Origin of the sequence: Micromonospora coerulea, assembly GCF_016598485.1 — a bacterium.
Classification (GTDB): domain Bacteria; phylum Actinomycetota; class Actinomycetes; order Mycobacteriales; family Micromonosporaceae; genus Micromonospora; species Micromonospora coerulea.
Map to the genome: position 1 here is coordinate 163,490 of NZ_JAEMUW010000012.1, position 12,717 is coordinate 176,206.

At 69.4% G+C, this 12,717-nt stretch carries 15 protein-coding genes and 1 pseudogene; 12 read left to right on the forward strand and 4 right to left on the reverse strand.

Translation table 11 applies throughout. The features are described 5' to 3' along the window. Nucleotides 1-186 precede the first annotated feature (186 nt). From I8N68_RS17480 to I8N68_RS34260, 6 genes and pseudogenes are all read left to right on the forward strand, one after another. Complete coding sequence (locus tag I8N68_RS17480) at nucleotides 187-1,983, forward strand: helicase-associated domain-containing protein (RefSeq protein ID WP_307812860.1); 1,797 nt, start codon at nucleotides 187-189, stop codon at nucleotides 1,981-1,983. A gap of 16 nt (nucleotides 1,984-1,999) precedes the next feature. After that, nucleotides 2,000-2,497 (forward strand): DUF6933 domain-containing protein, encoded by a 498-nt coding sequence (locus I8N68_RS17485; protein ID WP_200211058.1) that lies wholly within the window; start codon nucleotides 2,000-2,002, stop codon nucleotides 2,495-2,497. A gap of 44 nt (nucleotides 2,498-2,541) precedes the next feature. Next, nucleotides 2,542-2,715: pseudogene (locus tag I8N68_RS17490) on the forward strand (IS630 family transposase); the annotation flags it as partial. Between the two features lie 795 nt (nucleotides 2,716-3,510). Then, a complete protein-coding gene (locus tag I8N68_RS17495) occupies nucleotides 3,511-3,834 on the forward strand; it encodes an ArsR/SmtB family transcription factor (protein ID WP_200211059.1) in 324 nt (107 codons plus the stop codon). 38 nt (nucleotides 3,835-3,872) lie between these two features. Further along, nucleotides 3,873-4,313: an SRPBCC family protein gene (locus tag I8N68_RS17500; RefSeq protein WP_372433751.1), complete on the forward strand. Its 441-nt coding sequence runs from the start codon at nucleotides 3,873-3,875 to the stop codon at nucleotides 4,311-4,313. Between the two features lies 1 nt (nucleotide 4,314). Beyond that, a complete protein-coding gene (locus tag I8N68_RS34260; protein WP_200211061.1) occupies nucleotides 4,315-4,530 on the forward strand; it encodes an SRPBCC family protein in 216 nt (71 codons plus the stop codon). On the opposite strand, the gene I8N68_RS17510 is transcribed toward I8N68_RS34260, so the two are convergent. Then, complete coding sequence (locus tag I8N68_RS17510) at nucleotides 4,434-5,042, reverse strand: TetR/AcrR family transcriptional regulator (protein ID WP_200211062.1); 609 nt, start codon at nucleotides 5,040-5,042, stop codon at nucleotides 4,434-4,436. The genes I8N68_RS34260 and I8N68_RS17510 overlap by 97 nt on opposite strands. A 204-nt stretch (nucleotides 5,043-5,246) precedes the next feature. Between I8N68_RS17510 and I8N68_RS17515 the strand changes: the two genes are divergently transcribed. The 4 genes from I8N68_RS17515 (at nucleotide 5,247) to I8N68_RS17530 (ending at nucleotide 8,394) form a co-directional block, all read left to right on the forward strand. Beyond that, nucleotides 5,247-5,981 (forward strand): alpha/beta hydrolase family protein, encoded by a 735-nt coding sequence (locus I8N68_RS17515; protein ID WP_267909606.1) that lies wholly within the window; start codon nucleotides 5,247-5,249, stop codon nucleotides 5,979-5,981. Continuing rightward, the gene (locus I8N68_RS17520; RefSeq protein ID WP_307812861.1) at nucleotides 5,966-7,153 is read left to right on the forward strand and encodes a YbfB/YjiJ family MFS transporter; all 1,188 of its coding nucleotides are present in this window, start codon (nucleotides 5,966-5,968) and stop codon (nucleotides 7,151-7,153) included. Before I8N68_RS17515 ends, I8N68_RS17520 begins: the two co-directional genes overlap by 16 nt. Nucleotides 7,154-7,636: 483 nt before the next feature. After that, nucleotides 7,637-7,924, forward strand: a complete 288-nt coding sequence (locus tag I8N68_RS17525; RefSeq protein WP_074310625.1) for a hypothetical protein — start codon at nucleotides 7,637-7,639, stop codon at nucleotides 7,922-7,924. 218 nt (nucleotides 7,925-8,142) lie between these two features. Next, nucleotides 8,143-8,394 carry a DUF1737 domain-containing protein gene (locus I8N68_RS17530; RefSeq protein ID WP_200211065.1) on the forward strand — a complete coding sequence of 84 codons (252 nt, stop codon included), beginning with the start codon at nucleotides 8,143-8,145 and terminating at the stop codon, nucleotides 8,392-8,394. Nucleotides 8,395-8,486: 92 nt separating this feature from the next. Here I8N68_RS17530 and I8N68_RS17535 read toward each other — a convergent pair whose 3' ends face one another. Continuing rightward, entirely contained in the window at nucleotides 8,487-8,954 is a 468-nt protein-coding gene (locus tag I8N68_RS17535; protein ID WP_200211066.1) for a hypothetical protein, read from the reverse strand. 291 nt (nucleotides 8,955-9,245) lie between these two features. Here I8N68_RS17535 and I8N68_RS17540 point away from each other — a divergent pair, with 291 nt between their 5' ends. Beyond that, nucleotides 9,246-9,617 carry a YciI family protein gene (locus tag I8N68_RS17540; protein ID WP_200211067.1) on the forward strand — a complete coding sequence of 124 codons (372 nt, stop codon included), beginning with the start codon at nucleotides 9,246-9,248 and terminating at the stop codon, nucleotides 9,615-9,617. Continuing rightward, the gene (locus tag I8N68_RS17545) at nucleotides 9,605-10,870 is read left to right on the forward strand and encodes an RNA polymerase sigma factor (protein ID WP_200211068.1); all 1,266 of its coding nucleotides are present in this window, start codon (nucleotides 9,605-9,607) and stop codon (nucleotides 10,868-10,870) included. Before I8N68_RS17540 ends, I8N68_RS17545 begins: the two co-directional genes overlap by 13 nt. On the opposite strand, the gene I8N68_RS17550 is transcribed toward I8N68_RS17545, so the two are convergent. Next, the gene (locus I8N68_RS17550) at nucleotides 10,851-11,330 is read right to left on the reverse strand and encodes a hypothetical protein (RefSeq protein WP_200211069.1); all 480 of its coding nucleotides are present in this window, start codon (nucleotides 11,328-11,330) and stop codon (nucleotides 10,851-10,853) included. The two genes, I8N68_RS17545 and I8N68_RS17550, sit on opposite strands and share 20 nt — an antisense overlap. Nucleotides 11,331-11,679: 349 nt before the next feature. Further along, complete coding sequence (locus tag I8N68_RS17555) at nucleotides 11,680-12,636, reverse strand: sulfotransferase family protein (RefSeq protein WP_234039958.1); 957 nt, start codon at nucleotides 12,634-12,636, stop codon at nucleotides 11,680-11,682. Between the last annotated feature and the right edge of the window lie 81 nt (nucleotides 12,637-12,717).

The following is a 12,717-nucleotide window of genomic DNA, read 5'->3' on the forward strand; positions in this document are numbered from 1 at the left end:
TACTCGCGGCCGAGGTGGACGACCCGTGGATGGGCGTTCCGATGTGAATCGCCGCGCCAGGCTGGGACACGGGCAACCGGGTCAGTCGCGCCGTCTTTGCCGTTGGCGGCAGGCGGGGGTCGCGTCACGGGATGCGGTTCGTGAGGTTGGATTCAGGGTGTCGCCGTGTGTCCTAGGAGCGCCCACGTGAATGCATACGATCAGCTTGCTGGCCTTGACCTGCCGACCCTTCAGGTGCTGGAGGCGGCTTTGGCGCTGGGTGGCGTCGTCACCGAGGCGGAGGTGTCGGCGTTGGTCGGCGCCGACGCAATGCCGTACCTGCAGCGTGCCGCCGATGCGGGGCTTGTCGCGCGGCTGCGGAGCCGGCTCGCGGTGAACGGCATCATGCGAGAGGTCTTCGCCCGTCCGCTGGGTGTCGGCCCGTCGGCTGGGCAGCTCGCCGCGGTGTTGAACATCGATGATCTGAAGGTCGTCTCGAGCAACCTGGGGCTGCCTACGAAGGGCCGCAAGGCGGACCTGCTGGAGGCGGTGGCGGAGTTCTTTCTCGATACGGACAACGTGCACGGTCTCGTCAAGCGGATGCCCACCGCGACGCGGGCGGTGTTGGAGGAGGCTGATCGCGACGGTGGACGGATCCGTCACTACGGCGGCAGCGGCATCGCACACCGTAGCCGGTATCCGAGCCACTATCGCCAGGTGCATCCGCTGGACTGGGCCGAGGAGCACGGGTTGGTCTACCGCGTGACTTGGGAGGACTATCAGGTGGCGGGTCAGGTCGCGCTCGCTTTGCGAGGACCGAACTACCGAACTCCGTTCCAGCCGCAGGAACCGCCGGTTGCCTGGCATACGCCGGATCCCGCGACAGTGCGCCGCGACGCCCAGGCGCAGGGCATTGCCGTGGTCGGGCTGTTGTCGGCGCTGCTGGACGGGGCTGGACGTGAACCGCTGGCCACAGTCAAGGCCGGCGGCGTCGGCGTGCGCGAGCTGACTCGGACGGCGAGGACGCTCGGCGTGACGGTTCCGACCGTCCGGCTGATGCTGGCGGTCGCCGAGGAGGCCGGGCTGGCCGAACTCGACGAACGGGTGATCCCGACCGGTGCGTACGACCGCTGGCTCAAGCTCGGTCTGGACCGGCGGCTGGCTGTGATGCTGAAGGCGTGGCGCGAGCTGGACTATCTGCCGTCGTCGCAGACTGGGCCGTGGGTGCCGGACTACGACGAAGCCTGGTCTGCGCACGCCCGGATGGCCGCGCTGCGGACGTTGGGTGACCGGGCGGCGACGGACCTCGAGCAGGCGGCGCATTGGATGTGGTGGCGGCAGCCGCTGGCCTTCGGCGGCGCCACGGCGGCGCGCGGCCTGCTGGAGGAGGCCACGACCTTGGGGGCTCTCGGCGCGGGCGCGATCAGCCCCGCCGGGCAGGCGCTGCTGGCCGGCAAGGACATCGCCAAGGCCGTCGGCGACCTGGGTGAGGTCGTCCGCACCGCCCGGCTGCAGGCCGACCTGACCGCGGTCGTGACGGGAACACCGAGCCCAGAGCTGGCAGAGCTCCTCGGTGCGACCGCCGTCGTAGAGTCCCGCGGCACGGCCACGATCTGGCGCTTCAGCCCAGCGGCGGTACGCGCCGCGTACGACGCGGGCTGGACCGAGCACCGCCTTACGAAAGCCCTGACGACGATCGCCGAAGGCGGACTGCCGCAACCGCTGGTCTACCTGCTGGCCGACGTCGCCCGCCAGCACGGGTCGGTACGGGTCGCGCCCGTGGCCAGCACTCTGGTCGGCGACGACACCGCGCTGCTGGCGCAGATCTGCGCCGACAAACGGCTGGATAAGCTCAACCTGCGTCTGCTCGCCCCGACCGTACTGGCCAGCCAAGCCAGCACGGCTGACACGATGGCCGCCCTGCGCAAGGTCGGCTACGCGCCCCGCCAGCAAGACGCAGACGGCCGCGATGTCATTGAGCAAGCCCGCCGCTACCGCGCCTGACGGGACGGAGAGCAAGATGCTGATCGTACGCGCAACCAAGAAGCTCCTCGGCCATACCAACCCGCCTCGGGCTGTCGAAGGAGACCAAGACACGACCCTGCTCGGCCCGTGGTACGCCACCGCGCTGTTCTGGCGGCCCCGGCTGGCCCTGCTGGTGAACGAGCGAACCCTGCTACCGGTCCTGCTGCCGCTGGCACCGGCACGCAGCCTTCCCGCCCGCATCCCCGAAGAGATCGCGACGGTGCTCGACGCCCACCAGGTGCCCGAGGCCTTCATCGCCGACGAGCTACGGCACATGCAGGACTGCCGCTTCGCCACGACGGCCAATCGCAGCGTCGTCGGGATCATGAACGAGTTCACCAAGCTCGCCGAGATCTACGCCGACGACTCAGCCCGCCCCAACCTCGCCGCACTGTCGCTGCGGCTGGCCACGACGCCATGCAGTCCGCTGTATGCCAAGAATGTAAGCCCCGACCGCGAACTGGCAACACTGGTAGGCTCCGCCGCCGCCTGATCAGGGACGGGACGGGTGACCAGCACAACCGGCCCAGCTCACGAAGCTACTTCCATGGCTGCTACAGCCTCGGCGACGACCAACTATGGGGGGTGATCCGTCGCCGCAAGGGCGGTGACCACACCCTGGCCGCGTTGAAGTCGATCCGCGCCGCCCGGCCGGACGGCGCCCCGATCTACGTGATCCTGGACAACCCGTCAGCGAACAAGACCCCGAGCAATGCTCAAGACCTCACCCAGCGACGGTTCGCCCCGGACTAATCGGGCAAACCTTGCACATGCATCGCTAACGGAGCCAGGAACGGAGCGAAGGCCCAGCTCAACGAGCCAGACCTTCACCTCGAACGAAATGTCCATATTGTATGGGTGGGCGATACTGGGATCGAACCAGTCACCTCCTCGGTGTGAAACGGGACGCTGCACCAGCTCTGACCTGCATGAACGGGCAGCGTCAGGTGGAAGCTCGTGCCGTTGCGTGCAGTTGAGCGCCACGCGATGCAGCTCAGCGCCAGAAGGTGAACCCCGCTGCTCCCAACCCGCTCCATGCGCACGTCGATAACGCGCAGGGGTCTATGTGGGTGGGGCAGGCCTCCCGAACGTCCCGCCGCCGAGGCCGACGATCACGTCGGCCCCCGCCGTGCCCACGAGCCGGTCCGGGCCGTCGGTGTGGACGATGGTGGGCTCCCGGCTGCTGGCCACGGCCACACGCAGGTGGAGCAGCCCCAGCCGCAGGCCACCGACGGTCCCCGCGCAACCAGCGGCGCGGGGACCGGCTGCACACGCGTACGTAGCTAACGAGCGTTTCCGATTTGCGTCCGCAGCCTTGCCGGCCGAGGCATACGGAGCGGTCGTAGCGCTCAATGCCTGGAGCGTCGGATCGGTGGACGTGCTGCTGCGCGGCGCGCCAGGTGACCGGCAAATCGACGGTTGGTGGTCCCGTCCCCTGACCATGGTGCTTCCTTCGCAAGCTCGGCGGTCTTGACTCAAGTATCTGTACGTCGTAGCTTACGGTTCGTGGCTACTTACCAAGCTGATGATGGCTGGGACGCTCTGGGGGATCCGAGCAGGCGCGCCATCGTCGCGTGCCTGGCCGAACGCCCCAGGGCTGTCGGCGAGCTCGCCCAGGAGCTGCCGATCAGCCGGCCCGCGGTATCCCAGCACCTGAAGATCCTCAAGGACGCCGGACTGGTCACCGACCAAGCGGCCGGCACCCGCCGGGTCTACCGACTCAACCCGGCGGGCGTGGCCGCGCTGCGCGACCAGCTGGAGACGTTCTGGAACCGAGCACTGGACAGCTATCAAGACGTCGCCGAACAACCGACCGAGGAGATCCCATGACCGAAACAACAACCGCGGTTGTCCGCAGGCAGATCGTCGTGCAGGCGCCGCTCGAACGGGCGTTCACCGTGTTCACCGAGCGGTTCGGCGATTTCAAGCCGCCAGAACACAACCTGCTCGGCGCGGCGATCGCCGAGACCGTGTTCGAACCGAAGGTCGGCGGCCACATCTACGACCGGGCCGTCGACGGCAGCGAGTGCCGCTGGGCACGCGTGCTCGCCTACGAACCACCGGACCGGGTTGTGTTCAGCTGGGACATCAGCCCGCAGTGGCAGATCGAGAACGACCCGGACAACACCAGCGAGGTCGAAGTCCGCTTCGTCGCCGAAACCCCGCACCGCACCCGGGTGGAGCTGGAACACCGCCACCTCGACCGCCACGGCCCCGGCTGGCAATCCGTCAGCGACGGCGTCGCCCACGACGAAGGATGGCCGCTCTACCTGACTCGATACGCCGCTTTGTTCACCAACAGCAGCTGAGATGCCGCCGATCACCGTCAGCACCGAGATCGACCCGCCGGCGGAGGACGTGTTCGCCTACGCCACCGACCCGACCCGCTTTCACCAGTGGCAGGCGGGCGTCGTCGGCGGCAGCGTGACCTACGGTCGCGGGGCGGGCGCTGGGGTTGTAATGGTGGAGCGGAGCAGGGCCAGGGCTGCCTGTTTGGCTAGGAGGGCGGCCTCGGTGTCGGCGTGATGGTCGGCCAGGACCGTGGCGCCCACTCGTAGGGCCAGGAACTGCTTGGCAAGGTGGGTGGGGTTTGGGGCACCTGCCCTGCGGGCTATGTCGGTGAGGACATCTAGCTGGCGGTCGAGGTGGTGGTGGGCCACGAGGCGGGCCGGGCCCTCGTGTTGCTGGGTGGCCGCGTTGAGGATGCCGCAACCCCGGAAGGTGGGCTCCTCGTGCCACTGGGCCAAGGCGTCGAAGACCGCGGCCAGCTGGGCGTAAGGCTCGTCGCTGGCCGCGGCCACGGCCTTGAGCACCCAGGCCATGATGCGCTGGCTGCGGGCCTCCAGGACTGCCCGCACCAGGCCCTCCTTAGAGCCGAAGTGGCGGTAAAGGGTCTCCTTCGACACTCCCATCGTGGCGCAGAGCTCGGCCACGCCGATGCCGTCGAGACCGCGCTGGTAGAGCAGGCCGGTGGCGGCTCGGAGGATGCCGGCGCGGGTCTGGGCGGGATCCAGGGTCGCACCCTTGGCAACAGGCATGAAGCAGATGGTACCGCTCGGTTCGAAGTGTCTGCTAGCTTATCGGACATCGAACCGAACGGTTCCATCTGAGGAGTGTCTATGACGGCCGACTTCCTTGCGACCGATCCGCCGAGCGCCGATGCCCTGGCTGGCGGCACCCCGGCGAGCACGCCGGCGCTGACGTTCGCCAGCGGGGGCTAGACGCTGCTGGGGGTCCTGCACCTGCCGGCCGGGGAAGGGCCGCACCCGATCGTCGTGCTACTGCACGGTTTTTCAGGCAACGAGCGCAACTTCGACCTCGCCCAGGCGCTGCGCCGGGCAGGGTACGCATCGTTGGTGTTCCACTATCGCGGCTCGTGGGGTATGGGCGGGTCCTGGTCGTGGGGCAACGTGCTCAACGATGCCGCCCGCGCGGTGGCCGCGGTCCGCGCGGATGCCATGGTCGCCGCCCATCGGCTGGACCCGGGGCGGCTGGCCGTCGTCGGGCACAGCGCCGGCGGGTTCGCGGCGCTGATGACCGCAGCCGGCGACCCGGCGGTTCGTGCGGTCGCCTCGGTGTCCGCGTTCGACTTCGGCGCCGCGGCGATGGCCATGGCCGGCGACCCGGCGGCCCGGGCGGAATACGTCACGTCGTGGGGCGGTGAGCTGGGCCCACTGCGGGGCACCAGCGGTGAGGCGCTCGTCGCCGAGATGGAGGCGGCCGGGCCGGCGTGGCGGCTGGCCGGGCTCGCGCCCAACCTAACGGACCGGGCGGTGCTGCTGATCGGGACCAGCCGCGACCCGGTCACCCCGGCCGATGTGTATCACTGGCCGCTGGTCGAGGCCTATCGTGCCCATCCGGTCCACCGGCTGGAACAGCGGGTCTTCCCGGCCGACCACGCACTGTCCGACCACCGGGTGGCGTTGGCCCGCACGGTCGTCGACTTCCTCGACCGGCACCTGTGGACACCCGCTTGACCGCGCCGGCGCGCCGGTCTGCCCCTGGCCCGGGTGCCGCACCGGTATGGCGGTCGGCGCGCCTCGCGCTGGGGACGGCCTCGGCGCTCGGGCTGGGACGCTTCGCCTACGGGCTGGTTCTGCCGGCCATGGCTGAGCGGCTGAGCTGGGATCTCGCCCGGGCCGGCACAATGACCACGGCGAACGGGCTCGGCTACCTGGCCGGGGCGCTGGCCACCGCCGCGCTGGCCCGAAGACTCGGGGTCGCGGCAACGTTCCGGCTCGGCATGGTGCTGTGCGCGGTCTCCCTGGCGGCGACCGCCACCAGCGCCCACTATCCCGCGTTGCTCGCCGGCCGGGCGGTGGCCGGGTTCGGCGGAGCCCTGGTGTTCATCGCCGGGGCCGTCCTCGCCCCGACCGCGGTCTACTTCGCCGGCACCGGCGCCGGCATCGTGCTCAGCGCCGCCGTACTCCCTCCCCTGCTGGACCAGCATCCGCAGCGCTGGCCGCTGGCCTGGGCGATCCTCGCGGCCGCCGCCGCCCTGGCCGCAGCGCTGAGCTGGACCGCCGCCGGGCCGGCCCCCGTCCCCGGCGCCGACCGGCCGGCGACCCCGGTCCGTCGACTATGGCCGGTCGCGATCGTCTACCTACTGTTCGCCACCGGCTACATCGCCTACATCACCTTCCTGTCGGCATACCTGGCCGACCGGCACGCCTCAACCGTGCAGACCACTGTCACCTGGGTCCTGCTCGGCCTCGCCGTGATCGCCGCCCCGGCCCTGTGGCAACGCCCAACCAGGCATTGGTCGGGCGGCCGCATCCTCGGGGTGCTGCTGGCAGGTATAGCCGGCGCCGCCGCGCTGGCGCTACTCGCGCCCGTCCCTGCGATCGTGATCGTCTCCGCCATCACCTACGGCGCGACGTTCATGGCCGTCCCGGCCGCCGTCACCGCCCTGGTCCGCGCCACCACGACACGCAAAGACCTGACCGGCACGCTGTCGGCTTTCACCATCATCTTCGCCGCCGGCCAGATAGCCGGCCCCTGGCTGGCCGATGCCCTGGCCGACCGCACTACCGCCGCCGCCACCTTAGGCTGGACTGCCGCACTATGCGCCGTAGGCGCCATCCTGGCCATCACGGCTGTGCGCGAGCGCCTGCCCCCGGACCACACGGAAGCGCCCGGCCTACGATGAGAAGCAACCCCGCCCACGAGCAACACCCGAACCGCTAACCGCGCAGAGATGGGCACAACCGGTTCGGTTCGCGAGAACCCGACTGTTGACCACGCCGAAAGCGGCGTCGAGTTTGGCACGTTATCCAGTCAATCTGGGGTAGACGTCGACCGTGTGAAGAGGACGAGCCGGCGCGCACGCAGTGGAACCTCACGTCTGAGTGCCGCATCCGGATCTGCCGCCGATCGTGCGCGCCGACAACCTGCGAGGTGTCTGGGCCTGGTGCGGGCAGGTGCGGACGCGGTGGCGAGACGTCGGCCGAGCCGGAGGGCTGTCGGCCGCCGAAGCTGCAGGTTCGGCGACCGGGGGCCTAGCTCGGGCCGCGGCCAACGCACGGTCAACCCACGGGGTGAGAGCAGATCAAGGTGACTCCCCGTGGCCGTTCGCGTTACGGGGCAGTTGTCGTGGCGCGAACGAGCGCAGTCCGGGATAGCCTTGGCGTATATGGCTACCTATCGCAGCGCCTCAGTGCTTCTCTCCTCGGACGGCACCAGGACCCCCGGCACCGCCGCGCTCTTCGCCGAGCCCGCCCGCAAGGGTGGGACCCCGCCGTGGGCAGGCGACTTCCGACCCGCCAACAGCGCCGGCAATGGCCCCAAAAACGCGGTCGGGAAGACCTTTACGTTGGAGCTGCCCGACGGCAGCACCGGCAAGGTCGTAGTCCAGAGCCTCAAGAGCGGGAAGGGAGGCGTCGTGCTGGCGTTGATGGGCGAGGACGCACCCCCCTTCTGATCAGGAAACTAATCGCCGCCGAGGCCACCGGTTGAAGACGGCCGGTATGCGACCCTGCCGATGTCAATGCGTTCGGATAGCTGCCGGGCGCATTGCCTCACCCGTGGCTGGGCGTCGACGAAGGTCAGGCGTACTGATCTGCCGCTGGTCGCGCGCGAGCACGACGGGCTGGGGGCCACGACTGTTGCTCAGGCACGACCGAGCGGCACAATGCGACGGTGTCGGATCATTCTGAGCCGCTCGGCTACCGGCTTATCACCGGACCCGATGACGCTGACTTCTGCGCCCGCGTCAGCGGCCTCCTCGACCAGGGCTACCGGCTTTACGGCTCACCGGCGCTGGCCTTCAACGGGGAACGCGTCATCGCGGCTCAAGCGTCCTGCCAAACCTCGCCGGGCCCGAGCCGGCCGAGGGCCGCCCCAGATAGGGGCGGACGCTCATGGTCGCCGACCGAGCGTCACGGTACGTGACGGGCGAACCGCAGCGCCCGACGCGCGGTCCTGCCGATGTGAGGGAGCTTTCTCAGCCCTCTAGCTGGGAAGGACGGGCCCGCCATCTGCAATCAGGTCTGCAAGACGCGGGCGACCGTCATCGTTCCTTCGAAGAAATTTCGTTCGAGAAGTGCACCGGCGCGGTACATCCAGAGGACAGGGTCGACGTCCAAGATCTCCGAGATCCTGGTCATCGCCTCGGTGGCCCTCAGGAACACGCTGGGAATCGTTAGGCTTCCCCACATGATCACGAGATCGCCGTCCTCGCGGAGGAACTCCCCGATCACGTGCATGCCTTCGTCCTCGGCGTGAACGACCAGATCGCCGGGCACCTCGGTCCACGCGATCGAGCCGTCCCGATTTTGCGGGAACAGCCGGAGGCTCGCCGCCTCATACCGAAGATGCTCCTGCCGGCCCAGCAGGCGGACGCCTGGGCGCCCAACCCACGTCAGCAGCCGAGACTCTCCCTCGGGTGCCCGAGCCACCTTGACCATCGATCGCGGCAGAAGGTCGGCCCGGGTTCCGTAGAGGTCGCTCACGAGTCGAATACCCTACCTCGGGCGTAACAAAGTCAGATGTCCGCATCTGCCGCTGTCAGAGCGGTGGCCCGTCGTGGCTGGGCGAATCGCGGCACGGTCGTCTCCGTACGCGGTTGCAGCCGACAACGGTAGATTCGCTGCATGGCGCCACCTTTCATGATCGCTCTGCGCGGATGCCACATGAGGCAGGTGGACCGGCTCCCCCGGGCGGTGGGTGGCGATTCCGGCTGCCGTCGTTCGTCATCTTGGTGAAGGCGCCACGGCGCCACACTGGGAGCGAAGGAGAAGACCATGCGTTATGCGCTGCTGATCCACTACCGTGAGCCGGGCGAGGGCGAGCTCACCGACGAGGTCGTTGCTGAGGCGAAGGCGGCCTTCGACGCGTACGGTCGGGCGCTGCGCGCGGCCGGGGTACTGCTGTCGGCCGACGTACTGCAGCCGACCGCGGCGACGACGACCGTCACCTGCAAAGACGGTGACCTGCGGGTGCAGGACGGACCGTTCGCCGAGACCAAGGAGGCGCTGGCTGGGGTGTTCCTCCTCGACGTACCTGACCTCGACGCCGCGATCGGTTGGGCGGAGAAGTGCCCGGCCGCCCAGTGGGGCGTGGTTGAGGTACGCCCGAGCGCGACGGCGTTCGTCGACGGGGCATGGACGAGTTGATCGCCAGCGACCAAGGGCGGGCAGCCGCGGCCGTCGCGGCTCGCGACAGTTATGGACGGCTGCTCGCCCTGCTGTCCGCCTCGACCAGCGACCTCGCCTCCGCCGAGGACGCCTTGGCCGATGCGTTTGAGCGGGCCCTGCGGACCTGGCCCGATCAGGGTGTGCCGGGAACTCCCGACGGGTGGCTGCTGACCGTTGCGCGTAACCGGCTACGGGACCGGTGGAAGTCGGCGGAGTGGCAGCGCACCGGACCGCTCGACGTCGAGCGGGACGCCCCGGTACACCTCGACGGACTCGACCTCGACGCCATCCCCGACCGGCGGCTGGAGCTGATGCTCGTGTGCGCGCACCCGGCGATCGAGCGCGCCGTGCACACCCCCCTCATGCTCAACACCGTGCTTGGCTTCACGGCCGACCAGGTCGGCCGGGCCTTCTCGGTACCCGCGTCGACGATGGCGACCCGCCTGGTACGGGCGAAGCGGCGCATCAAGGCAGCGCGCATCCCGTTCCGCATCCCTGACCGCAGTGACCTGCCGGGGCGGATGGCGGCGGTACTCGAGGCGGTCTACGGGGCGTACGTCATCGACTGGGCGACGACCGGGCCGGAGGCGCGTCAGGTGCCCACCGAGGCCCTGCACCTCGCCGAGGTGCTCACGACGCTGGTACCCGACGATCCCGAGGCGCACGGGCTCGCCGCGCTCGTCCAGCTCTCGTCCGCGCGCCTGCCCGCCCGCCTCGACGGATACGGGCGGTTCGTACCGCTGGCCGAGCAGGATCCGTCGCGCTGGAACGATCGCCTGATCCACCGGGCACACGAGCACCTGCGCGCCGCGCATGCGCGCGGACAGGTCGGACGCTTCCAACTCGAGGCCGCGGTCCAAGCGGTGCACTGCGCCCGGCGACAGACCGGCACTACCGACTGGCCGGCGCTGCTGGACCTGCACCGCGCGCTACACGCGGTCGCGCCGTCGCTCGGCGGCGCGGTCGCCTTCGCAGTCGCCACCGCCGAAGTCGAGGGCCCAGCGGCCGGGCTGGCCCGGCTCGACGAGCTGCTGAGCGTCGCGAGCGACTGGGCCCGACGGTTCCAGCCGGCCAGGGCCGCGCGTGCGCACCTGCTCGAACGGCTCGGCCACCACGCGGAGGCGGCCGCCGCCTACGACAGCGCGATCGACCTCACCCACGACCCCGCCGAGCGCGAATACCTCCAGCACCGCCGGGGGCGGATCACCTCAGTCAGCACCACTGCGCCATGACCCGAGCCCCGCGGATCGTCGTCAGGCACCACGAGGTCCACTGCGCCAGGCAATCGGACACCAGATGCTCTGTCTGGTCAGAGCGGCGACCCGACATCAGCTTCGAACCGGTTGACGCCACACCAAGTCGGGAGAATGGCTCGACGCCAAGCGCCAACCGGACTCGGAGTCGGTCTTCTCGGTCCGCCTGTGCTGGGCATCGCCCGATACCGACCGGAACCTGGACCTGGCCGGCGCCATCGTCTTTCCCGGCCTGACCCTGCCGGATCTCGCCGCCCACCTGCGGGACGTTCACGACCCCGGCACCCACCACTGGCCGCACGACGCCCGGCTGCTGCGGGCCATCGTCGCACCCGGGGAGGAGAATGTCGGCCCGGCGCTGGAGCGCTACGCCCGGCTGCCCGGATACGACCCGTCGCCCGCCGGCATCGACCGAGTGTCCGAACACGACGCGATCCACCGGGAGATGCTGCAGCTGTTGCTCCCGGAGCGACCCGCCGAGTCGCTGATCCGGCTGGACGCGCACGTCGCGCAGGTCGCCCGGTACATCGACGGCTTCTTCGGGTTCGACCAGTGTTCCTCTTCAACACCCGGTGGGCGGCGGCCCACCCGGACCTGGCCCGCTCACTGCTGCATGAGGGGATCTCCTCAGGGAGTAGAAGGAAAGGGATCCCTCCCATGGGGAGGGAGTCTGGAACTGTCGCCGCCGATGACGGTGGGCGGTCACGGGCGGTGTGCTGCGCTGACAGCCGCATCCGGGCGCCTGTCAGCGGCGCGCCGTCGTGACAGGTGGTGAAGGGCGCGAGCCGTCACTCATATCCCATGGCCGGGATGACCTTGCCGAGTGCTTCTTCGATGAACTCGCGGGTTTCGTCGTCGAATTGGTCGTTGCGGTTCGTCAGCCTGTGCGACTGAAACGTTGAAGGGGTGGCGAAGTCGTCGACGTCGAGCCGTTCGAACAGGGCGCGGCGCTGCCCGGGCCAGTCGGCTGCGAGATCTTCTGCTTTCACCTCGATGTATCGCCTGCCCGTCAGGTCGACCGTGTTCTTCCAGGTGAGCCATCGGTGGTAGACCGGCTTGAGGTAGGCGAGGGCGCCGTCGACGGTGGGCGGTGCCCATGGCTGGGCCAGGTGGGATGCGAGCACTGAGACCGGGTGACGCTTGATGTGCACGATGGTCGCTTCGGGGACCAGTTCCCAGAGGAACTCCATGCACAGCAGGTTGAACGGTGTCTTCTCGCACCAGGTCGGCTTGCCCGCGTCGGCGGCCGCTCCGCCGAACATGGTGTCGATCAGGCCCCGCAAGATTCCGAGCAGTTCGCCCCGGTCGCTGAAATACCTGGGAAGTACCCGCCGGCGGCTCAGCGGCTCGAACGGCCCGGCAGGCCGGTCGGCGTTCCCGAAGCCTTCCGCGGGCGCAGGTTCGTCGTATGTGTACGCGATCAACTGCGGCCAGAGCTGTTGCACCGCGTTCCGGTAGCGCCGCTCGCCGACCAGCTCGGGAACGGTTTTGCCGCGATCGTCGCGCCGGCCGGGCACTCGTACGGTGAGGAAGTCGCTCAGCCGGTGCAGGGCGTCCTCACCGACGGTGGGGTCGTATCGATCGGTGAGCGCGTCGGCCAGGTCCCGCAGGCCACCCGGGTCGATGAGAAACCGGGTCTCCATGGGAATCCGATGGATCAGCGGATGTTCGCCAATGATGTCGGCGATCCGTGACGTTCCCGAACGACCCGTACCCGCAACGAAGACCGGTGAGGGGAAAGGCATGGCGAGCAGTCAAACTCTCAGCCCGGCGCCTGTGCAAGCCATTTATCCCCTTCGCCCGCTGCTACGGGCCGGACCCGCACC